This is a genomic window from Pedobacter yulinensis (genome assembly GCF_003029735.1).
Lineage (GTDB): Bacteria > Bacteroidota > Bacteroidia > Sphingobacteriales > Sphingobacteriaceae > Pedobacter > Pedobacter yulinensis.
The window spans coordinates 1247197-1268301 of record NZ_KZ686269.1; the positions used below are offsets into that span (position 1 = coordinate 1247197).

Consider the following 21105-nt stretch of genomic DNA (forward strand, 5'->3'; position numbering starts at 1 on the left):
CGGCATCCGGCCGGTTTCAGCATGCCAGGGCATGAAGCAACACACCGGACCCCTCCTGTTTTGTAAATTAAGCAAATATATAAAGTATATGGATATAGTCGTGTTTTTAATCAAAAAAAATCGGGATCAGATGCCGATTTTTAGTCCGCCTTCGCGCGATATAATATCGGCGATACTGGTTTCGCTCAGGATTTTCAACGTTGCATCTCTCACGTCAATAAAGACATTGCGAATGCCGCAGGTCACTTCGTCGTGACATTCATCACACTTGTGGTAAAACTTTAAGCTGGCACAGGGCACCATGGCAATTGGTCCGTCTGTGATGCGCATCACATCGACCAGGTAAATATCGCTGGCCGGTTTGTTCAGGCTGTAGCCTCCACCCGCCCCTTTTTTGCTATACAGAAATCCGCTGTTGCGCAGGTCGAGCAGGATCTGCTCGAGGAATTTTTTAGGGATGTGCTCTTCTTCCGCAATTCTTGAGATCTGGACAGGCGGCTGACCGGCATTTTTACCTAGTGCCACCAGGGCTTTGATTGCGTATTTGGTCTTTTTAGAAAGCATGCAGGCACAAAACTAACAAATCTTTATGAAAAAACCCGCGCAGCCGGGGCAAAGCCGCAGCTGCGCGGGTTTCGTAAGGTGTTTATTTCAGGGTAACCGGAACAGCTACTTTTTCCCACTTCAGTACGAAACCGCTTTTGGTAATTTCGTATTCCAAGCGTTCCTGAACTGCCGCAACCCGCTGGATTTTCACATCGGCACGAAGCTGATCTTTTGCCTGGTCATATTTATACGCGCCCCATTGTTTAGGCTCCTTGTTGAAGATAACAGTCCAGGTATCGCCCTGCTTCGGAATCACGAAAAAGGCATACTTGCCTGCCGGTAATGGCTTTCCATTTACGCTCAGGTCTTTGTCAGTTTCAACCGTGGTAGCTTCGTTCGCACCTGCGCGCCATACGGCATCGTATTTCTCCATGGCACCCCAGATCTCACGGCCTTTAACCGCGGGGCTGCTGTAGCTGATGGTAATGTTTGCACCTTTAACTTTGCCAGTGACCGTCTCGGCCGGGCTCGGCTTTGGCTTGGCATCCTGTGCATAAGTCATGGCAGAGACCAGCACGGTGCCGGCAAATGCCAGGCCTGTAATTGAATGTTTGAAGAGATTCATGTCTTTGTTTTCTAGTTTATAAATATAAGTCGCCGTACTTAAATAAAAAATTATTTTAGTCGAGCAGTGTCCAGGTTTTGCGGGTTTGTACCTGCTGAACCATTTGCTGTTCGGCAACCACGATATTTTCGCGGCGCTGACCAATGTACTCGAGTGTACTGAGTTTATTCCACAGCGCAACAAGTACCCGCATAAACTCTTCCACCATACTGAATGCCGAATTGATGTCTTTGTGATCGTAAACCAGCTCTATGGTGCGGGCCAGCAGTTCTTCGAAATTGCCGGGAGTCACATCTTTCCACTCGTAAAAGTATTTAAGCATTTCTTCGCGCTCCCTGGTCTCGATCTGTTTAACACCGGTAAAAAAAACGTGCGCCAGTGTAGAGAAATAACCGGGTACGGTCATGGGTGTCTGCTGGTAGGCCACATTGCGGTAAGCATAAAAGATCTGCGCCAGGTAATCGAGCATCTTTTCAGAAAGCAACCTGATGTTTCGGCCCAGAGGCGTAATGGAGTCTTTCCCGGTCGTTTTATCAATGATCCGGAAGGCAGCTTGTTGCAGTTCGTTGATGAGCGAATTGAGGAGTTCGTAGTAACGGATCAGCAGCGGATGACTGATGATTGTTGCACTGGGCGGAATATAGGACCGGTCTACCGATATACGGCCCGATTCCAGGTAAAGTTTCCCAATGGTGAGGTGGAACCCATCGGCGGTATCGCGCGAGATTTCGGCAGCCGGCAGCACGGTAATGCTATATCTTTTGCGAATTTCCGGGTAGCGGGGCGGGTTTTCTGCTGTATCAGGAACGCCGGCTGGTTGCCGGTCAAAAGGGTTTACAACGAGCAGCACATGAAATGAAGTATGCAATGCACCCTCCATTTGCTCGGGCGTAAAATAATGGTTGTATACAATATGTTCATTCAGGTCATTGCCTGCCAGATCAATCCGGCAGCCTTCTGCTGTTATGGCGTTGCAGTGTCTGACACGAACCTCGACATGGTTGGTCGCCTTTTCAATGATGTCAATGTCGTGCGAGCTGTTTTTGCCTGCAAAGGGCGGCAGCAGACCATAATTGCTGTTGTTAAGGTAAATGGATGAAGCGTCCCTGACAAAGTCCTGGATAAAATGGTCGGTACTTGTAAAGTGGGCACCTGACAACTTCATGCCATCGACCCAGTTAACAGGTTTATATTTCAGCGGAGATATCATTACGTTAAATTATTGATTTGGATTAAATAAAAACGGCCTGCTCCTCGCCTGGCTGTATCATGGCTACATTTTCTGAAACGCGCTTGGCATAAATGGTCATCTTTTCATTGATACCGTTCCGCGTAATGTCGAGATCCGGATCCAGGAAAAGATTCTTTTTGAAGAATGAAGTTTTTACAAAGAACATCCACTTATAAGTCTGGTTTTCCTCATTTCTGAATTCGATCGGGTTTTTAGGGAACTTCAGGTTGTAATCGTCTATAAATTTATGAAACCAAATCCCAAAATTCATGTTCTCAGGCGCCTTTACTTTCACCTTCAGGGGTTCAGCGTCATTGGTATTTTTATAAAGCTCGAGCTCGAGTACCAGGAGCCGGTCAAAATCCAGGTGCTCCATATCAATGCGCAGCGGTGTTGGCGGGTATTGCCAGATCTTGTATATCTCTGTCGGAATGCTGATAAAGGCCACATACGTCCACCAGAAAACCAAGGGCAGAAAAAACACGCTGGCAGCGGTAGCAGCCCACAGGCCCATGCGCAGATCGCTGAGCCAATTGAAGGCAAGCTGATACAGGTATACACCGAGCAGTGCCGAGATCAGCAAGGCAAAAAAAATGAAAAATTTTCTGTCATTCAACTCTGCCGGGTAATACTTTGTAAGCAGGTACACGAGCAGACTGCCCATGCCCAGGTAATAAATCTGACAGATGATATAACCCCAGGGCATAAAGTCGAAGCCAAGCATACCCATAAAACCCGGCAGGGCAAGCGCGATCGCCGTAACCAGGACACAGACGATTAACCGCTTGTTGTTGAGGAACTTGTTTTTTTTATTGATGACCGCCATAACCGCGGCCGAGATGATGAAAATGAGTGGAAATAAAAGGTAGCGGATGAAGAATGATTTTACGTCCATTAGTAGTTTTAAAGAGGTAATTTCTTTAAGCAAATATAGTACCTTAAAATTCGCGGGGCTGATGAATTTCTGGCACAATTATTCCGGGTCGCTATTTCTTAACGCCATCTACTTACATGAATCCAGGCCTCAAAGAAACGAACGACTTATCTACAGATTACAAAGCGGTTGCCAGGGCAGCGGAAATCATTGAAAATGGACAGCTTTCTGCCGAGCAGGTGGTGGTTTTGCCGCGGTCTGCAGACCGTCGCTCTTTCAGCAAGGAAATTGCAGCGGTGCAAACTTACTTTTCTGAAGTAAGACTGCTCGAGTGCCTGCGTATAGAGGCTAACCGCGAAGGTTTCTACGACATGCTTCCTGAAGGCATGTTTCACGAGCCCTTTGCCCGCAAAGGCGCCTTGTCTGAAGAAGAGATGATCCGCGATGTGCAGCAGCGTCGTGAAGAAGAAAAACAAGCGCGAAAATTTTTCATGCCTTTCGAGGCCGAACTGAACAACCTGCGGATTGTGCTGGAGCGTTATGAAAGCCGGCTGGATAAAAAAACCAGTTTTGATAACCTGACGGGTATTTTCAGAAACAAATGGCCTGAGTTTGACCTTTTTAACCGTGACCAGAGCATTGTTTGGATGCACTTTCTACCCGTTATTCATGAAAAGCGGAACGACCTGGCGTTCATGGGCCAGTTGCTGCAGGTCTTATTTTCGGTACCCGTGACTCTGGAGCGCGACCGCTCGCCGGGCCGCAAAAGCGCCATAGATGAAGGCATGCAGTTCCGGCTTGGCCACGGTACGCTCGGCGTTGATTGTGTAGCTGGCGATACATTTGAAAGTGATGAAGACCGGGTGCTCATCAACATTGGGCCCTGCCACACTGAAAACCTGCTAGACTTCCTGCCCGAGGGCATCAATACAAAAATCACCGAACTGGTAGCCTCCTACCTCCTGCCTTTCGATACCGCTTATGAAGTGATTTTGGAAGCCTCAGCTGAAGACAGGAATGGTTCGATCGGCGACGACCAGCAAAACGCCTACCTCGGATATACCGTCTATTTATAAACCGGATCTCCCCGGCTCCAGCATCAACCGAAAGTGTGCATCCATGCTGCTTCGCGCCAGCAACCGGGAACGCGTTAACTCAAGAAGCGACTCCCATTCCTCGGCCTGCAGCCTGGCAGATTCCGCAGGCCGCAGAAAGATGTCGGTTGTGCGGATAAATCCTTCTTTCGGGTTCTTTGATGCAAAAAGTCCTTTACGTATATCAACTGACTGGATTCGGTCGCCCAGTTCCAAAAGACAGAAATTGACGATATCTGACTTGGTCACGATCCGGTCTGCCGTTGTCAGGCCATACTTGTAAGCCTGTATACGGTCACTAGAATTCAGCCGCGAACGGCCGCCAAGCGTGGTGCTCAGCAGGCTCACACCATCCGGCCGTACGCCCGTAGTCTTGAGGGGCAGCAGTTTGCTGCCGGCCTTGATCTTGTTGCCAAGTTCGGCATCGGTTAGCCAGTAATCCAGGAACATAATATCGGTTTCATGAACTGGTTTAACGACAACGTAGTTGAGAAGCTCCCTGAAATTGGCGCTTTGGTTCAGCGTCTTCTGTTCGATCAGCGACAGCGTCTGCTCCAGGCTTTTAAGCGTATTGTTCAGAAAGTCAGAACCATAAGAATAAAAGGCAGCCTTCTCATCACGCAGCAATTCGAACAGGTATTCGACAAGCTCGCGCGCATTGCGGCTGTCAAAACGTTCAGTTCCACCGTAGCGAATGGTGAACGAGCCGTCGGCACGCTCATCCTCGTCGGCAAAAGGGACCTCTTTATAGCTGTTTCCCTGCTTGTCTTTCAGGCTGTCTACGGCGAGAAGCTGCTCATGACCCTCAGTTTTAACCGGGATGATCGTTGTCATGGTGCGCAGCCGGTGTTTGATCTCGCGCAGTTTTTTATTGACAACCGGAAAGGCATTCACGGAAACCTGCAGTTCTTCGATCATTTGTGCGGTAATCGCTGCAGGCAGCTCGATCCTGATCCAGAACAGGGGTTTGTTCAAAATGCCGAGCGCAGCTGGCTGGAAGACGCCATTGAAAGCTTCGGGATACGGAACAAGCATGCCGGCCAGGCCTGAGGCGCCTTCCTGACTGATGGTTAAAAACCGGTTCCGGTAGTGACTTTGCACGTCTTCGGTAAGCCGGTACATGAGGTTCTGGTTTCTGAAAGGCGCAAGCGCCTCTGCACGCTGGTCGCGGATAAAAAAAGCGTCGCGCAGCATTTCCATTTCAGCGTTGCCGGCAAACCACCTGCTCAGCGCAAGCAGCTCATATGCATCATCCTGAACGCGGTAATTGCGCCAATCAAAATAAAAGCTCATACCTTCGGGTGATGCCAGCCGGGTGTCGCACTCCAGCGCCAGGTAAAGGCTGTTCTGGCCCACCGTATATCCCGGTAACGTATTGGCTGCAACCGTCTTGAACCCGTTATCCTCAAGTTTAAACAAGTGAGACCCGGCAGCAGAAAAACGAATTTTTGCATTGAATATGCGCGTTCGCGCCAGCGGACTGAAAGAAATATCGACCGTTTTGTCTTCCCCCTTTCCATCGGGCTGTTTCAACTTTTTCTGGTAGATAAAACTCTGGTGCGGGCCCAGTATTTCCGATGCCTCGACCGGAAGCGCCTGCAGGATGCCATGGGCCGGCAACGGGCTGGTCAGAATATCTGATGACAGAATTCTCGAAATTTTGTCTAGGATCCTGTTTTCAAGGTTTTTGACATCGTTCGAAACAGCAAAGAGTTCGGAGCTCAGTGCCTCGAGCAGCAATTTGACCAGCGGATCAAAATCGGTTGCATTGCGTACGCCCCAGAAATCGCGGGCATTCTTCAGGATCCGGTTGCGGATCTCATCTTTAGAGGAATAAAATATCTTGTCCATTGATTAGTTCAGTGATTCAGCGGCACGCCGCGATGTTGTCCAGAAAAATGAGCAGTGTTTTCTGCAATTGAGAACACTTTTAGCTCGTCAGCGGACTTAAAAAAAGCGCTGTGCTGAAAAAATATTTTTCTCCTGTCGAATTTATTTTTCCCTTCACTACAATATCCACCTTCTTTTTGATTTCCGTTACATTTCGTTGCGGGTAAAATTTTTCAACTTCACTCATTTTAACCTCAACAGTAACATCGTACAGGCGTTTTTCATACTCGGTAATAGAACGGAACAGGGACTTTCTGAATTTCTCTTCCCAAATTGTTTCGCTCACAATCAGCTCAAAATCAAGATCCCAGATCTCACAGCCAAAATCAGGATTAAAACGATGTTCCCCGTAGCGGGTAAAAATGATCAGCTGGATATTGTTCGATATGGATTTACCCAGATCAGCTTCCTGAAATTCCCGCTGCTCAAAGATATTTTTAAAGTTGAAAGGCTTGCTGTAAAAACTTGCGGCCATTGGCGCTTATTTAAATGGAACAAAAATTGTTGACTGGTTCAGGGTCTTGATCTCGCCTACCTGCCAGATATGGCGTAAGCGGATACCTGATTTGCTCAGTTGACGTCTCTCAAACAGAACTGAAAGCACTAAAACAAAAGGCAGTCCAAAAAAACTGCCTGCGCCTAAATTGAACCTCGTTTATGAAGCCTATTAACGCCTACGAACTGAAAAAGTCTTACCGGGTGTTTGTCTTAAATTTTATATTCCTACTGCTGTTCGCTGTTCTCTGTGTGTTCTTCTATTTCAGAGCCTCTGCACATGAATATGAGCTGCTCAGCGCCAAAGTAAAGGAAACCGACAAACTCATCAGCCTCAGAAAGGAAATCAACAGGAACTTCGACATTGCACTGCTTCGTTTCCGGGAACTTTCTACATTCACCGTTACGAACGCCGAAGAGATGAACAGGCAAGCAGTTATGCTTACCGATATCAAAGATGCGAACGTACGTATCAAAACATTGATCAAGGACAACGAAAGCCCCGCGCCGAGTTTTAAGCTGTACGATAAGCTTAGCGACAATGTGGCCACAATGGCCGGCGTTCAGGATTCCCTGTCCATGACAGGATACCAGATTGAGACTTTAAAAGACCAGCTGAAGGCTTGCCTGCGAAATAACAAAGCGGCAGAAGTAAAAATAAACCGGGGCCGATAACCAGACAGATATGATAAAACTCAGTACTAAAGAGCGCCGGGAGCAGTTTTTATTTTTGGTAGCGGTGTTCCTGCTTACCACAGCTGTGCTGTGCTTCGGCATCTTTTATGACTTCGGCCCCTCACGCCAGATATCCAAACAGGAATTAGCCAGCCGCCTGAAGCAAAATACCGAATACGAGGAACTCGTTAAGGAGGTCATGCCGGCAATCGACACCACTTATAAGCAGATCGTGCATTTCGACCCGAAAGTGCAGGCGGTTTTTCTTCAGGCAGATATTACCACATCTATCGATGCGATCCGGTCACATTACGACCGCCGTGCGAGCGACCAGCGGTACAAAACATTCCTCCATGCCGCCCAGTTTTACAACCGCCTGTTTTTTGATAAGGTGGAACTGAAACAAAACTACAACGACATAGATACTTACAACCGGAACCTCGAAGATTGCATCATGACACGCAGGCAACTGCAGCAATCGCTCATTTCCAGGTAATCTACCATGCATTCAAATTAACTCTAACCCCCACCTCAACCTATGACAGACACCAATACCAGCGGCAGAGCGGTTAACAGCAATTCTACCGGCTACATTATCCTGTACATCCTGGTCGCTATTCTCCTGCTAGCAGGCGGCATCTTCCTGTTCAAAAGCTCGATATTCGATAACAAAGCTATTGATGCCCAGATCCTCAAAGATGAGATTGACCTGAACGAAGACCTCGTTTACACAGACAACACCAAAGGCGCAAAAAAATGGCTTTGGGAATTTGGCAACGGCGACAAGTCAACTACCCAGAATGGCAGTTACCGCTACCGAAAAGCGGGCGCATACATTGTTCGCCTGACCGTAGACGGCGAGTTGAAACAGCAGTACCCGGTCAACGTTCGCGATACGGTACGCAGCACCATCGATACGCTGGTTACGATCAGCGGACCAACATCGGGGGTGATCAATGAACAGGTCCGCCTCGAAGCTGAGGGAAATGCCAAGATTTTCCAGTGGTCATTCGGCGAAACCGGCCGCGTTGACATTACGGGACGCACTGCCCTTTACACTTACCGGGCCCCCGGCCGGTACTGGGTTAAACTGATGAATGACCAGACCCGCAGACCGCTTTACCATGTTATTGAGATCACAGATCCGAATGCCGACCTGAACGGCGAAATCGTAGCTCCCGGCGAAGGTGAGCGCAAAGTGGTCGATGATATCCGGGCCAGGCTGCAGGCTATTGCCAATGGTGCCGACTTCAATACACATTATTACTACCTGGTCAGGAAATACATGTGCAACAAGGAAAAAGTAACTGTTGCGATAGACCAGAACGGTGAGAAAAAACAAAAGGACTTTTATTCCTATTGCATGGGCCTCACGTTTGGCGGCGAGATTGTGATCGACGAGGCGCAGGTGACTGTAGCACCAAATTCGGCCTGCGCAACCTTGCTAAATATCAAACAGCACACGGCCAATACTGCTGCCGCCGAAGCAACAAAATCATCTAAATAGACCATCTGCTCATTAACCATCATGCCCCCTGAACTTATGAAAAAAACATACGCACTCTCCATCCTCCTGCTTTGCGCACTGGGCCTGCAGGCGCAGAGCCCGGCCGCCTTCGGCAAAAAGGTGAAATATATGCCCAGGAACTTCGAAAAACCAGCCGCCGGCACAGACATCAATGAAACTGAAGGCAACAGCAGCCTGCCGTGGATCGTCTTTTCTGACCGCGATGAGAATTATACCACCACCGCGCCGGGTGGAAGCCTCATCATGAAAAAACTGAATTTCATGGAATCGTTCTATGTTTCGAAAGAAATGAACGGTTACCTGAAACTGGTCAAATACAAGGCCGGCATGGTACGCGGGCGCAAGATTACAGATAAAAAAACAGCCATCAGTTATGGCTGGCTGCCCAAGTCTAAATTGCTGCTTTGGCAGCGCGCATACTCTAACCCCCGGTCGGGCTATGCCAGCAAAGCGATCAGTATCGTGAACGGGAAAAACCCGCTTACTGAACCGCGTTTCTATTTCGACAATACAGATTCCGTATTCGTCTACACCACGCCAGACCTGAAAGACCGGGCCACGAAGATCCGCCTGCATGAAATTGCCTACATCTACAAAAAGTCTGAAGACGGCAAAAAATACCTGATCGGCGGCGACGACCAGCTAATTGCAGACAGTGCACGGAAAAGCATGTATGGTTGGGTGTCGGCAGATGTGATTCACAGCTGGGGAGACCGGCTCTTTATCAGTCCGCGCGATCTGCAGACTACCAATGGCTACGACTCTGTTGCAACTTCGATAAATGCCGGGCTTCGTGGCGGGCAGGGTTACCAGGCTGATCCGCTCCTGCAGCCGAATAACGTTGTGTTGAGAAGCATCCCGGTGGTGTCTGATGCAGAGGGAAATGAATACACAGTTGGTACGGCCTACGACGTTTACGAGAAATCGCAGAACAAGGTGATCAGCATTAAGGGTACCGCACTCCCCTACCTGGAATACCTGAAGCTTCGCCGGAACATTCACAATATCAATGTGGTATTTGTGATCGATGGCGGCAGCCCGATGACAAATTACTTTTCCAGTCTGACCAATACGATCCAGTCTTTCGAGAATGTTTTCAACGAGTTTGGTAAAAAACACAACATCCGTTATGGCGGGGTTGTGTACCGCGGAGGTGGCAACTGCCCCGCCGCCGGTGTAACCAACCAGGGCATCAGCACCGACTACCGGGAACTGATGCGGTTTTTCTCCAACGAATCGAAAAATACCGAGCGCTGCAACGGCCGGGTAACAGAACAGCCTGTTTTTGAAGGTGTTCGCAGCGCACTTGGCCTGTTTAACGGCAAGGACAAAGAAACCAACCTCATCGTTCTGATCGGCAGCACGGGCAGCGAAAGCCAAAGCAGCTACCAGCTCAGCAAACTCAGTGAAGAGGTAGCCGGTGCCAATGCCCGCATCCTGGCCATCCAGCTGTACAGCGCCTTTGATCCTTCTTTTAATAATTTCGTTATTCAGTCGCGTAAGCTTGTCTCAGAAGCCGCTTTTAAGTCGGCCGACATGAAGAAAAACTATATGGTAAAGGGTGAAGGCCTGACCACCATGCAGCCGTACAACACGACGCGGCAGGACTCCATTTCTTATTACCTTGACTATCCTGCAAACAGCCTGATCCAGGGTGCCGTGGTTTTCCCGACCAAAGGTATGGTCAAGTCGAATGACGCCATGAACGTGGCCCTGCGCCGGTTTATGAAAGAGACCGACATGGACATTACCACGCAGATCAGCAGCCTGGACAGCGCTTTCAGGCTCACAGGCATTGAGAGAAAAAACTTGACCCCAGCTGTAGAAAGCGTACTGCAAAGCCCCGTCGATGCAACCGTAGCCGACCGCATGCCGCATAATGCCTTCAAATACTATATCCCCACGGCTGCCCGCGCCAGTACGGTCTCCGAGCACCGTGACGCACTGCAATACACCATTTTGCTAAACAGCATGGAGTACAAGCAGTTAAACGACATCTTTTCGCTCATGATCGGAGAAAACCTCCAGGCCGACCAGGGATCTTTCCGCAGTAAACTCGTATCCAACTATATCAGTATTCCTAAAAATCAGCTGGACCTGAAGCTTTCGCGCGGAGACATTAAACGCATGAGCCTGCAAAATTACTTTAAGACGGTAACCGGTTTGCCTCTTCAGAACGAACAGCTCGGTAAATTCCGTGTCGTCGACCTGAAACGGCCTGGAACAATGTCTCAGCAAGAGTTTGAGCAGTACATCAAATTCCTCATCGACTCGTCACAGCGCATTAAACGGAATACCCAGATCGAGCAGCAGTTTATCTCGAATGGTAAAACCTACTATTACATTACAGAAAGCAATTTCAGCCCAGCAGAAGCCGCTAAATAAACCCCCAACCCGACAATCATGAACCCCAGCAATTTAAGCGAATCGGTTAAAACCGCGGTCCGGGTGGCGCAAGCGCTGGCCCGTGAATACAAGAATGCGGTATTCGGCCCGGCGCATCTTCTTAAAGGACTGATGCACACAGAAGTAGGTATTCGGGCCTTTCTTGAATCGATCGGAAAGGATGCTGCTTATTTATCTGAATGGGCAGAAGTGCGGATCGATGAACTTGAGAAGGCCAGCGCCGGCGAAGAGCCCCGGGGCAGCGCCGAAATTCCTGTTATTTTCGAAGAGGCCGACAACGTACGCATCAAACTCGGCCTCGACCTCATCACACCGGTCTGCGTGCTCACCGCGCTCGCCAAACCCAATGTGGGCTTCAGCGTCGAGCAGCTGAAATCATTTCCGATCAAAGAGCGGGAAATGCTCGACCTGTACATTAAAGACGAAGAGGTTCAGCAAAGCATCCAGCCGGCTCAGAACGCTGCTTCAGGCAGCGCCTCTAAAACCATGGGCGCCTTGCTGAAGTACTGCAGTGACAGGATCAGCCTGGCGCGCGAGGGAAAGACCGATCCCATCATTGGCCGGGATAAAGAAACGCGGCAAATGATGGAGATCCTGTGCCGGCGCAGCAAGCCTAATGTAATCATTACCGGCGATGCAGGGGTTGGAAAAACCGCGCTCGTAGACGGTTTTGCGCTCGACATTGTAAAAGGAAATGTTCCCGCTGCACTGACAGACATCCAGTTATTCGAACTGGACCTGGGCGCACTGATCGCGGGCGCTTCATACAAAGGCGAAATTGAAGACCGCCTGAAAAACATCATCCGTGAGATCAAGCAATTCGACAAGGCAGTGCTCTTTATCGATGAGATCCATACACTCCTTGACCAGAAAGGCCCTATGGGCGGTGGTGCAGGAAACCTGTTGAAACCCGAGCTTGCCCGTGGAGAGCTTACCGTAATCGGAGCGACCACGATGGATGAGTACCGGAAAATCATCGAACCTGAGCAGGCTTTCAGCCGCCGGTTTGAAATTTTACAGGTCAGCGAGCCCGGCGATGCCGCAGCCGTAAAAATGCTCGACACACTAAAAGACCGTTATGAAACCCACCACGGCCTTACCGTTGCCGAAAAAACCGTTGCAGAATGTGTACGGCTGGCTAAAAGGTATATGAAAGACCGCCGGCTGCCCGATTCGGCTTTCGACCTGCTTGACCGCACCATGGCTGCCCTGAAAATGATGAACGATACGTCGGCCCGCGTGCTCGACGAACTTGACGGGTCGCTCGCGCAGCTTCGCGACCAGGAAAACACACCTTCCGATGAACAGCTTGCCGAATACCGCTGGCTTTACAGCCAGATGCAGCACAAACTCAGCCCTGTTCTGCTCGGTTTGCTGACAGACGAAACGCAGACAGATACCTTTGAAGAAGCTGCAGAATTCGACGAATTTATTTCGCGCAGCCTCGGGGAACTGCGGGGTTTTGCTGAAACGGTGCGGCTCGAGGTTACGCCGCAAGACATTGCCTCGGTCGTTTCTTACAAGACAGGTATCCCGATGGGCAAACTTCAGGCCGGCGAAAAGGAAAAACTGATGAACATGGAAGGCTACCTGAAAAAACGCGTCGTTGGCCAGGACCAGGCTCTTAAGGCTGTTGCAGACGCCATCCTGGAATCGCGCAGCGGCCTGAACAAAAAAGGCCAGCCCATCGGCTCGTTTTTCCTTCTCGGTCCAACCGGCACGGGAAAAACCGAACTGGCCAAGTCAATTGCGGAATTTCTCTTTAATGATGAAAAAGCAATGATCCGTTTCGACATGTCTGAGTTCAAGGAAGAACATTCGGCTGCCTTGCTCTATGGCGCGCCTCCGGGTTACGTGGGGTACGAAGAGGGCGGCCTGCTGGTCAATAAAATCAGGCAGCAGCCCTACTCGGTACTGCTCTTCGATGAGATCGAAAAAGCACATCCTTCGGTGTTCGATACCTTTCTTCAGATCCTGGACGAGGGGCACATGCATGACCGGCTCGGCAAAGAAGGTGATTTCTCAAATGCGCTGATCCTGTTTACCTCAAACATTGGCAGCGAATGGATTGCCGCACAAATTGCTGAAGGCAAAATTCCTGCACACAGCCAGTTGATGGAGATCATGGCCGGACATTTCAGGCCGGAATTTCTTGCCCGTTTGTCTGAGATCGTACCCTTCGCGCCGATCAGCGAAAAACATGTCGTTGATATCTTTAACATCCAGCTGCGCAGCCTGATCGACGCGCTGGAAAAACAAGGCATCAATTTTGAGATGGATGACGAAGCGCGTAAAATGATCGCACTCAGTGGCTTTACCCCCAAATACGGGGCCAGGCAGTTGTCTGGAGTGATCAGAAATCAGCTCAGAAGACCTATTTCCAAATACATCATTTCAGGAGAACTGAAGAAGGGACAAACCGTAAAAATCACCAAAAATGAGCATGAAGATGCGCTCGAGTGGGAAATCCTTCCTTCTTCAGACATGATGGAACAACAAAATGACCTGTTGACTGTTATATAACGAATGCAGTCATCATAAATAACGAATCGAATTAAAACTAAAAAACAAGACTATGTTCAATTATGAAATTGGCGGGAACGAGAAAAAAATCGATACCTCTGAAGCATTTGCTGACATTGCGCACAATAAAACGCTCTTCATTCAAAAACTAACCGATAACGAACCCATTAAGCCGGAAAAAGTTGAAGGACTAAGAACGGTTGAAGATGTTTTCGACTATTATAAACCAAAAGTCGATGTTTCTTTCGAGCGCCAGGACGGTTCTGTAAAATCAGAGACCCTGAGTTTCAGCAACCTCGGCGATTTTTCTGTTAAAAACATCGTGAACCAGAGCGAGCACCTCAGCAATGTGAACCTTGAAAAGGAAATGTCTTTGAACGTGATCAAACAGCTTAAATCTAATAAGACCCTGAAATCGACGCTCGACAATGAAGAAACCAAAGAAGCTTTCATCAGCGCACTTAAGAATTTTGTTGCAGAGCTGGAGCAGAACAAATAATCACCTGAACTGACGATCTAACACGACCACATTATGGCAACTCCACAAGAACAAAACATAACCCCAGGCGCCGCTGAGTCGCAATTCAAAACAGCAGACCGCCCGGCGAAAACCATAGGCCTGCAGGAAAGCCTGGACAAACTCGCGCGAGTCGGCGGATTCGACCTCCTGGAAGCAACCGTCGACGGGCTTCAAAACCTGAACCCGGAACGCAAAGCAAGGAAACAGATTTTCCTGACGGGCGATGAAAAGAAAAAGGAACGCGAGGAGCTGAAGAAAAAAATACAGCTTTGGATCGAGGTGCTTGAAGGTTCGAACTCCGTCGCAGACATGGTCGAAAAGAGCACCGAAAAACTGCAGAACGCAGAGGAAAACCTGAATAAGAATATTGCAGAAGCGCTCAAAAGCACCCGTGAACTGGAACAGGCTTACCGCAGCGTACACCTGTTTTATAAAAATACAGAAGAAGACAAGCTGAAAAACGTCGTGATCATGAACGCTGCAATGGACCAGCTGACCGATCTGGACAATCCGCGTTTCATCGATTATGTAGCCGAAGAGCTTAAACAAAAGTATGACCGGCTGGACCTGCGCGAAAATTATTCGCTGGTGGTTATTCCCGGTTATATGGGCTCGAATAAGGTGCTGGAACGCTGGGGCAAAATTGCCTACAACAACAAAGCGATGCTTGTTACCGATTTCGCCGACCTGGATCAGCCCGATGATGTGATCGACCTTTTTTCAGCTGCCAATTATACCGGTGGCGACGCATTCCGCTCTAACGTGATCATGACCTGCAACTGGCTTGTGGGCCGCGGCAAAGTAGACGAGGTAGGCGAAGAAGATGACCTGACCGTGCCTGGGTCTGCCGCCCTTGCCGGAAAAATGTACTACACGCTCATGTCGCAGGTTACGGCCGGTAAAAAACACGGTGCCATTAACGAGGTCGACGGCGTCAAATTCGATTTGAAAAAAAGCGAGATCTCACACCTGGAGCGGATCGGACTGGTACCGATGGTGAACGAATATGGAAAGGTTATGGCTTTTTCAGCCAAAACACTTTTCAATGGCGACAACATTGGCCTGCAGACCTATTCTGTGGTTCGGGTGTTTGACTACATTACGAAAGTGCTTTTCGATTTCCTGAACAGGCGCGCCTTCGAAAACTGGACTTCAAAAACCGAACAGGACCTGCGCAGCCAGATTGTAAAATTCCTGGACGGCATTCAGGGTCCCGAGCGCCTGATCGAGCGATTCAAAATCATGCGTTTTGAACGGGATGAGACGCAAAAAGACCGCATCCACTTAGACATTCACATTACGCCCTACTTCCCTGCCAAAAGTTTCGTTGTAAAACTGGACGGCCATAAAGGAGAAGATGAAAGCACAACCTGGGCCAGTGAATACAAACAACAGTAGCCCCTACGCTATCCATATTCAAACCGGCAACTGCCGGTTTTTTTGTTTGGTGCCGCCCTGGTTTCGGGTAAAGCGCTGCAAACCTTTGGACTTAATGATTTCTTTATAATTTTGTAACCCGGTCCAAATGGACCGGGGAACACACATGAAACAATTGCTGATCCTGAACGCCGACCTTGAAAAATCTGAATCCACTCGTTTTCTCATCGATGCGTACGTGAACGGAGCAGTAAAAAGTGGCGCCATTGTTAAGGAGATCGCCATTGTCGACCTCATCTTCAATTCGAACAAGCAGTTCATTAACCGACAGGCTGCGGATCTCGAGCCTGACTTACAAAAGTCATTTGATGCGATCAAACGCGCTAACCACATCGTGCTCTTCTGTCCTGTCTACGTAGATGTTATACCGGCCAAAGTAAAGGGATTCTTTGATCGCCTGTTTTTGCCAGACAGTGTCTTTACCTTCCAGCGGCAAAGCTTCAACAACAATTTCAGCGGCAAGTCGGCAAGAATCGTATCGATCCTCGACCAGGCAACTTTCGAAGACTGGAAACAGAACAGAAAAACCACGTATCTTTCTATCAAGCGCACCACCTTTGAGAACTGCCGCATCAGCCCGGTACATACCAGTACCATCGGTCACCTCCTTTCGCTTGAGAATGATTACAGCAAAAAATGGCTGAGAAAGATGGAAAAGTTTGGCACTGACTTAATATAGCCCTTCTGCCTAACGCAATATAAATACCCCTGCGCATTGAAATCCGGGACCTGCTTCCATCATTTTAGCAATAAGTATTTTTCAACATCCTGAACTTTACATAATAACGGCAAAGTTTTTGACGTTTTCCAAATAACCTGACACAACTTCATCCCCTGCTTTGGCAATGTGATCAGGCCTGCACTACCATTTGAATACTTACTTACTCTCTATGAAAACGAGCCTAAACACCGATTTCAGGATTTGTCTTTCCCGGCATTCTCCTCACGCAGCATTAATTTTTTGTTATCAATCCTCGTAGAGAAAAAGTCCGAACGCATACCAGCCGTTGTAAGCTGGGTGTTTAAACACCTGGCGTTTCTTGCAATGCAGGTGGTATGTCTGGAAAAAGCAACAATCATCTATGCTCAGCGATTTAGAATACATCCGGCTTTTCGATTCATGCGTGATCGCACCTGCACGCGTGCCGGAGCTGAATATGCTCATTGACAATAAAATATTAGCCGGAAAAACACTTTACACGCAATTGCGTGACCAGCTTTTCACGCCGCCACAGACTGTACCGGCATCAGCGTATGCGCCGGCTGCAAGCGGCTTTTCGGCATTCAGTTATGCGCCATCCACGCCTGTGGCAGCCGCTGCAAGAACTGACTTTGCAGGCTCGCAGGTTTCCATGCCCTGGTATGTGGTGGCTTGCCTCCATTACCACGAACAGGTTGACCTGAACCAAAGGCTGCGTTCAGGGCGAACCGGCGGTCTGCGAAACCCACTGAGTTCGCCAGGTCAGCGTATGATACCCATTTCGGGCGCATTGCGAGACCCCGTGGCAGCGATTCGCCGTACCCTAAAGGGAGACGCCGTTAAATGCTGGACACTTCCAAACATCCTGCGGGTTTTCGAACGGCACAACAGCGACCGGAGCAATGCGAACAGTTCAGACCTTTGGAGTGGCTCGAACCACCCATCGGTCCTCGCTTTCAGAACGGGCTTCCCTCCTCCGGCTTCAGCGACCGGACCACTCGGCGCAGCCGTGGTACTAAAGGGTCTCGAAAACCGCGGCATTATTCAGATACCAAGATATTGAAAGCATGAGGGGGTCGTCATTTGTTTCAATCGCACCGCCAGAGGTTAGCAGCAAAAACTGCGTGGCCTGCCGGCTTGTTGCGGTAGCTATGGCAAACAGGCCGTTCTGTCCCGCATGCCAGACATCTTCCGGCAGCGGCCTCTACCAGGTATCGAGCCACCTCACGCCCGGTCCCATATATTCCGTTCCTCTAACAACAGATACCAGCGCATTCAGGCAACATTATTGAAAAAACCCAGCTATCCATGGAAAAGAAATTAATTGCTGAGATCAACATCGAAGACGCCCCGATCTTGCATTTCGCATCATTCAGACTCAAGCAGAAGTTCAACGCCCATCACGAGTTCGAACTGCGATTCAATCACGATAAGATGGGCGCGCCGGGACTCATCAGTCTTGATTCCTGCAGAAATTTCATGGGCAAGTCGCTCACCGCTTCGTTTGGTTATACACAGGGGCAGATGCAGCTCTTTTCTGGTATCGTGACCAAGGTCGAGTTGGCTCAAAGTCATGGTTACCATGGCATTATCATCGTTAGTGGTTACAGCCCCACCATTCTTATTGACCGGGGGCGCGACCTGGGCTCCTACCTGGACAAAGACCTCAATACGATTGCCCAGATAGCTATAGAAGATACGGCAACCAACGATTTGAAACTTGTAACCAATTCCAGCCGAAAAGCTGCGATCGATTACGTTATTCAGTACAAGGAAAGCGATTTCAGTTTTTTGAACCGACTTTCGGCAACGTATCATGAATGGTTTTTCTATGACGGGCAGCAATTGCATTTCGGTAAACCCGACGATTTGAAGGAAGTTGCGTTGTTTTACGGACGGGATGTGCAGAACCTGCAGTATGGCATGGAAGTCGCGCCGATAAAAAGCAAACGCTTTTCGTACGATTCCAGGCAGGACACGATCCTGGAAAGCGAGAGTGCAGGAAAAGCCGAAGGCCAGCCTGATCTGGTTCACGCGGTCCGTGCATCGAACAGCACCTTTAGCAAGGTGTATAATCAGCCGGCACAGATCCGCGTAGACAGCAGTTCAGACATCCGTGAGTATGTCGAGAACGAAGAAAAAGCGCGGGTAAGCAACCTGTTAAACATCAAGGGCGGTGGCGATAATCCGATGGTCGGAATAGGAACGGTGGTAGATATCTCCATGAGCCTGCGCCAGGAGTTGGCGTTCAACACCCAAAGCCTTGGCAAATACCTGGTAACCGGCGTTGTTCACCATATTGAAGGCACAGGAATTTACCACAACACGTTCGAGGGTATCGTGGCGAACTCAGAAAAGATCGTGGTACACGACTGGCAGGAACCGCTGCCTGAAATGCAGCTAGCTAAAGTGGTAGACAACAATGATCCCCAAGGCCTGGGCCGCATCAAGATCAGCTTCCAGTGGAAATGCAAAACGAACGATGTAAGCGAATGGCTGCGTGTGGTCAGCCCGAACGCCGGCACCGGCGACCGGGGATCGAACCGCGGCTTCTTCGCCATCCCTGAAATTGACGACCAGGTCATGATCGCTTTTGAAGAAGGCAATGTGGCACGCCCGGTGGTGATCGGAAGCGTTTACCACAAAAGCAATGTGGACAGCAGTCCGCTGATTCAGAACCACCTCAAAAGCATCATGACGCGCAGTGGTCACCTGATCGAGTTCGATGACAACGAGTCGACCCAGGGTATCAAGATTACCGACATTCACAATAATATTATCCACATCGACACAAAAGGGAACAACATCACCGTAACGGCGCTCGAGAACATGAGCCTGAATTGCAAGAACATGCAGATCAATGTCGAGGAGAACATGAACATTTCTGTGGGGAAAGACCAGAGTACCAGCGTAGGCAACAGCCAGAGCACATCTGTTCAAAAAGACATCTCGGTAACTGCGGGCAACAATTATGCATTAAGCGCCAGCGGCGACATTCAGGAAAGTTCAGATACGAGGAAAGAGTCGGTCACTAAAGATTTCATGCGCCAGTCAGACGTGTCAAACGAACTGGCCAGCGAGATCGTTCTCTTCAGTCAGCAGGAAAATATGACCCTGCAGAGCGGTAAAACCGTGGAAGTAAACAGTGCTGAGAAATCTAAAATGTTCTAAGATGGCGATCTCCAAAACATGCAACAATATGACAATCCGGGTTAAGTCCGGGTATGAACTGACAGTAGGCAAGACGCTGCAAAAGATTGCAGGCAGAATAAATGTGGAAGCCCGGAAAAAAAACTTGGTGCTGGCCAGCAACAAGCGGGTTGTTGGACAGGGCGGAAAGGAAAGTTAACTATGGCAAACGTTCAGTTCGGAACTTACAGTCCTACAGAGGACCCCAAAGACTCAACACGATATGTCTACTATACCCGGCGGGGAGAATACCTTGGCGGCACAACGGGCAGTGCCAAAATTTTTACGACCGACAGGGAGAAATATGAGGCAGCGGCAGCAGCTTCGAAATGGGAAGATATAAACGATGAAACTTTCCTTGTGAAGTACGACGAGAAAGCGCTGAGTCATTCTGATTTCCGTTACATATCATACATCGTCCACCACGAATCGGGCGAAACTGACATCCGGGAGTTACGTTGTATCGCCTTTACCAGTTACAACCGCTCGGAGACCACAAAAAGAACATGGCGTGCGCTTCTCGCTTCGGGCTATTCTTCGGTACCGAGCAAACAGGAACTGGCAGATGAAAACGATGAAAAATCTAAGCTGGCCAGATATGCGGTGCTCGATGTGCTGCATGGCCTGGAAGACCTGACCAACGGGGCTGAATTCTGGGATGGCACGGACTTCCTGGCCTGGGGAAACTCAGAACAGAATCCTTACAACAAACTGGGGCAGAACAAGTTCGACGAGTATAAATTTATCGAGATTCCAAAAGCGATTTATGATGATTTCCTGGCCGCCCAGGGTGTGACCTCAACAACTTATGGGGATTCAGGAAATCATAACACCCAAAACGATCCCGGAACACACGAACACGTTACGGTAAAAGACCGCCGCGGGCGCGAGAAAGCGAAAATCCGTTACCAGATTCCCGCTGCTGACTTCGAGGACCAGCAATACTGGACCAGCGGCAGCTTTTATTATGAAACGGGCGTGCGAACGCCCAACGGCATCTCGGCTACGATCACTGCCGGTAAAAGTATTTTCTGGAAGATCACCCCCACCCGGCTTACGTCTGCAACCCCGCAACAGGGCGGTCAGCCGCAGCCGGGGCAACCGCAGCCTGCCCAGCAGCCCGGCCAACCACAGCAACCGGGGCAACAACGGCCCGGACAACCACAACAGCCCGGACAACAACGGCCTGGGCAACCGCAGCATCCCGGGCAACAACGGCCCGGCCAACCACAACAGCCTGGACAACAACGACCAGGGCAACCGCAGCAGCCGGGGCAAAGACCGGGGCCACCGCAGCCGGGACAACCGCAAGGGCCCGGGCAGGGCCAGGAACCCGGCAGACCACAACCGCCACCCAGACGAGCTCCATAAT

At 49.6% G+C, this 21105-nt stretch carries 19 protein-coding genes; 13 read left to right on the plus strand and 6 right to left on the minus strand.

Translation table 11 applies throughout. The features are described 5' to 3' along the window. Positions 1-126: 126 nt before the first annotated feature. From C7T94_RS12910 to C7T94_RS12925, 4 genes are all read right to left on the minus strand, one after another. Entirely contained in the window at positions 127-564 is a 438-nt protein-coding gene (locus C7T94_RS12910; protein WP_107215714.1) for an RrF2 family transcriptional regulator, read from the minus strand. 82 nt (positions 565-646) lie between these two features. Further along, positions 647-1171 (minus strand): DUF2911 domain-containing protein, encoded by a 525-nt coding sequence (locus C7T94_RS12915; protein WP_204353277.1) that lies wholly within the window; start codon positions 1169-1171, stop codon positions 647-649. 55 nt (positions 1172-1226) lie between these two features. Next, a complete protein-coding gene (locus C7T94_RS12920) occupies positions 1227-2381 on the minus strand; it encodes a hypothetical protein (protein WP_107215715.1) in 1155 nt (384 codons plus the stop codon). A gap of 22 nt (positions 2382-2403) precedes the next feature. Then, the gene (locus C7T94_RS12925; RefSeq protein ID WP_107215716.1) at positions 2404-3297 is read right to left on the minus strand and encodes a TssN family type VI secretion system protein; all 894 of its coding nucleotides are present in this window, start codon (positions 3295-3297) and stop codon (positions 2404-2406) included. Positions 3298-3413: 116 nt separating this feature from the next. Between C7T94_RS12925 and C7T94_RS12930 the strand changes: the two genes are divergently transcribed. Then, entirely contained in the window at positions 3414-4352 is a 939-nt protein-coding gene (locus C7T94_RS12930; RefSeq protein WP_107215717.1) for a type VI secretion system baseplate subunit TssG, read from the plus strand. Here the strand turns inward: C7T94_RS12930 and C7T94_RS12935 are convergent. Together C7T94_RS12935 and C7T94_RS12940 are read right to left on the minus strand one after the other, a co-directional pair. Next, entirely contained in the window at positions 4347-6221 is a 1875-nt protein-coding gene (locus tag C7T94_RS12935; RefSeq protein ID WP_107215718.1) for a type VI secretion system baseplate subunit TssF, read from the minus strand. The two genes, C7T94_RS12930 and C7T94_RS12935, sit on opposite strands and share 6 nt — an antisense overlap. 79 nt (positions 6222-6300) lie before the next feature. After that, positions 6301-6735, minus strand: coding sequence for a GPW/gp25 family protein (locus C7T94_RS12940; RefSeq protein ID WP_107215719.1), 435 nt, complete (start codon positions 6733-6735; stop codon positions 6301-6303). A 182-nt stretch (positions 6736-6917) separates the two neighbouring features. Here C7T94_RS12940 and C7T94_RS12945 point away from each other — a divergent pair, with 182 nt between their 5' ends. The 12 genes from C7T94_RS12945 (at position 6918) to C7T94_RS19530 (ending at position 21104) form a co-directional block, all read left to right on the plus strand. Next, positions 6918-7430: a type VI secretion system TssO gene (locus C7T94_RS12945; RefSeq protein ID WP_107215720.1), complete on the plus strand. Its 513-nt coding sequence runs from the start codon at positions 6918-6920 to the stop codon at positions 7428-7430. Positions 7431-7440: 10 nt separating this feature from the next. Next, positions 7441-7926, plus strand: coding sequence for a type VI secretion system transmembrane protein TssO (locus C7T94_RS12950; RefSeq protein ID WP_107215721.1), 486 nt, complete (start codon positions 7441-7443; stop codon positions 7924-7926). A gap of 42 nt (positions 7927-7968) precedes the next feature. Beyond that, complete coding sequence (locus C7T94_RS12955; protein ID WP_107215722.1) at positions 7969-8937, plus strand: PKD domain-containing protein; 969 nt, start codon at positions 7969-7971, stop codon at positions 8935-8937. A gap of 36 nt (positions 8938-8973) precedes the next feature. Further along, a complete protein-coding gene (gene tssR, locus C7T94_RS12960; RefSeq protein ID WP_107215723.1) occupies positions 8974-11343 on the plus strand; it encodes a type VI secretion system protein TssR domain-containing protein in 2370 nt (789 codons plus the stop codon). Positions 11344-11361: 18 nt separating this feature from the next. Beyond that, positions 11362-13887, plus strand: coding sequence for an ATP-dependent Clp protease ATP-binding subunit (locus C7T94_RS12965; protein ID WP_107215724.1), 2526 nt, complete (start codon positions 11362-11364; stop codon positions 13885-13887). Positions 13888-13939: 52 nt separating this feature from the next. Beyond that, a complete protein-coding gene (locus C7T94_RS12970) occupies positions 13940-14386 on the plus strand; it encodes a hypothetical protein (protein WP_107215725.1) in 447 nt (148 codons plus the stop codon). A 33-nt stretch (positions 14387-14419) separates the two neighbouring features. Next, the gene (locus C7T94_RS12975) at positions 14420-15805 is read left to right on the plus strand and encodes a DUF5458 family protein (RefSeq protein WP_107215726.1); all 1386 of its coding nucleotides are present in this window, start codon (positions 14420-14422) and stop codon (positions 15803-15805) included. Positions 15806-15932: 127 nt separating this feature from the next. Continuing rightward, complete coding sequence (locus C7T94_RS12980; RefSeq protein WP_107215727.1) at positions 15933-16523, plus strand: NAD(P)H-dependent oxidoreductase; 591 nt, start codon at positions 15933-15935, stop codon at positions 16521-16523. Positions 16524-16926: 403 nt separating this feature from the next. After that, positions 16927-17607: a hypothetical protein gene (locus tag C7T94_RS12985; RefSeq protein ID WP_107215728.1), complete on the plus strand. Its 681-nt coding sequence runs from the start codon at positions 16927-16929 to the stop codon at positions 17605-17607. A gap of 245 nt (positions 17608-17852) precedes the next feature. Further along, positions 17853-19715 (plus strand): type VI secretion system Vgr family protein, encoded by a 1863-nt coding sequence (locus C7T94_RS12990; protein ID WP_107215729.1) that lies wholly within the window; start codon positions 17853-17855, stop codon positions 19713-19715. A gap of 28 nt (positions 19716-19743) precedes the next feature. Further along, entirely contained in the window at positions 19744-19893 is a 150-nt protein-coding gene (locus C7T94_RS19375) for a hypothetical protein (protein ID WP_162618674.1), read from the plus strand. Positions 19894-19895: 2 nt separating this feature from the next. Then, positions 19896-21104 (plus strand): hypothetical protein, encoded by a 1209-nt coding sequence (locus C7T94_RS19530; RefSeq protein WP_204353278.1) that lies wholly within the window; start codon positions 19896-19898, stop codon positions 21102-21104. Position 21105: the final 1 nt, after the last annotated feature.

What these genes read in the sequence shown, in the direction of transcription:
- C7T94_RS12975 (WP_107215726.1), top strand. Translation starts at nt 14,420, where the DNA reads ATGGCAACTCCACAAGAACAAAACATAACCCCAGGCGCCGCTGAGTCG.
- C7T94_RS19375 (WP_162618674.1), top strand. Translation starts at nt 19,744, where the DNA reads ATGACAATCCGGGTTAAGTCCGGGTATGAACTGACAGTAGGCAAGACG.
- C7T94_RS12910 (WP_107215714.1), bottom strand. Translation starts at nt 564, where the DNA reads ATGCTTTCTAAAAAGACCAAATACGCAATCAAAGCCCTGGTGGCACTA.
- C7T94_RS12940 (WP_107215719.1), bottom strand. Translation starts at nt 6,735, where the DNA reads ATGGCCGCAAGTTTTTACAGCAAGCCTTTCAACTTTAAAAATATCTTT.
- C7T94_RS12930 (WP_107215717.1), top strand. Translation starts at nt 3,414, where the DNA reads ATGAATCCAGGCCTCAAAGAAACGAACGACTTATCTACAGATTACAAA.
- C7T94_RS12985 (WP_107215728.1), top strand. Translation starts at nt 16,927, where the DNA reads ATGCTCAGCGATTTAGAATACATCCGGCTTTTCGATTCATGCGTGATC.
- C7T94_RS12920 (WP_107215715.1), bottom strand. Translation starts at nt 2,381, where the DNA reads ATGATATCTCCGCTGAAATATAAACCTGTTAACTGGGTCGATGGCATG.
- C7T94_RS12925 (WP_107215716.1), bottom strand. Translation starts at nt 3,297, where the DNA reads ATGGACGTAAAATCATTCTTCATCCGCTACCTTTTATTTCCACTCATT.
- C7T94_RS12965 (WP_107215724.1), top strand. Translation starts at nt 11,362, where the DNA reads ATGAACCCCAGCAATTTAAGCGAATCGGTTAAAACCGCGGTCCGGGTG.
- C7T94_RS12955 (WP_107215722.1), top strand. Translation starts at nt 7,969, where the DNA reads ATGACAGACACCAATACCAGCGGCAGAGCGGTTAACAGCAATTCTACC.
- C7T94_RS12990 (WP_107215729.1), top strand. Translation starts at nt 17,853, where the DNA reads ATGGAAAAGAAATTAATTGCTGAGATCAACATCGAAGACGCCCCGATC.
- C7T94_RS12915 (WP_204353277.1), bottom strand. Translation starts at nt 1,171, where the DNA reads ATGAATCTCTTCAAACATTCAATTACAGGCCTGGCATTTGCCGGCACC.
- C7T94_RS12980 (WP_107215727.1), top strand. Translation starts at nt 15,933, where the DNA reads ATGGACCGGGGAACACACATGAAACAATTGCTGATCCTGAACGCCGAC.
- tssR (WP_107215723.1), top strand. Translation starts at nt 8,974, where the DNA reads ATGAAAAAAACATACGCACTCTCCATCCTCCTGCTTTGCGCACTGGGC.
- C7T94_RS12970 (WP_107215725.1), top strand. Translation starts at nt 13,940, where the DNA reads ATGTTCAATTATGAAATTGGCGGGAACGAGAAAAAAATCGATACCTCT.
- C7T94_RS12945 (WP_107215720.1), top strand. Translation starts at nt 6,918, where the DNA reads ATGAAGCCTATTAACGCCTACGAACTGAAAAAGTCTTACCGGGTGTTT.
- C7T94_RS12950 (WP_107215721.1), top strand. Translation starts at nt 7,441, where the DNA reads ATGATAAAACTCAGTACTAAAGAGCGCCGGGAGCAGTTTTTATTTTTG.
- C7T94_RS12935 (WP_107215718.1), bottom strand. Translation starts at nt 6,221, where the DNA reads ATGGACAAGATATTTTATTCCTCTAAAGATGAGATCCGCAACCGGATC.
- C7T94_RS19530 (WP_204353278.1), top strand. Translation starts at nt 19,896, where the DNA reads ATGGCAAACGTTCAGTTCGGAACTTACAGTCCTACAGAGGACCCCAAA.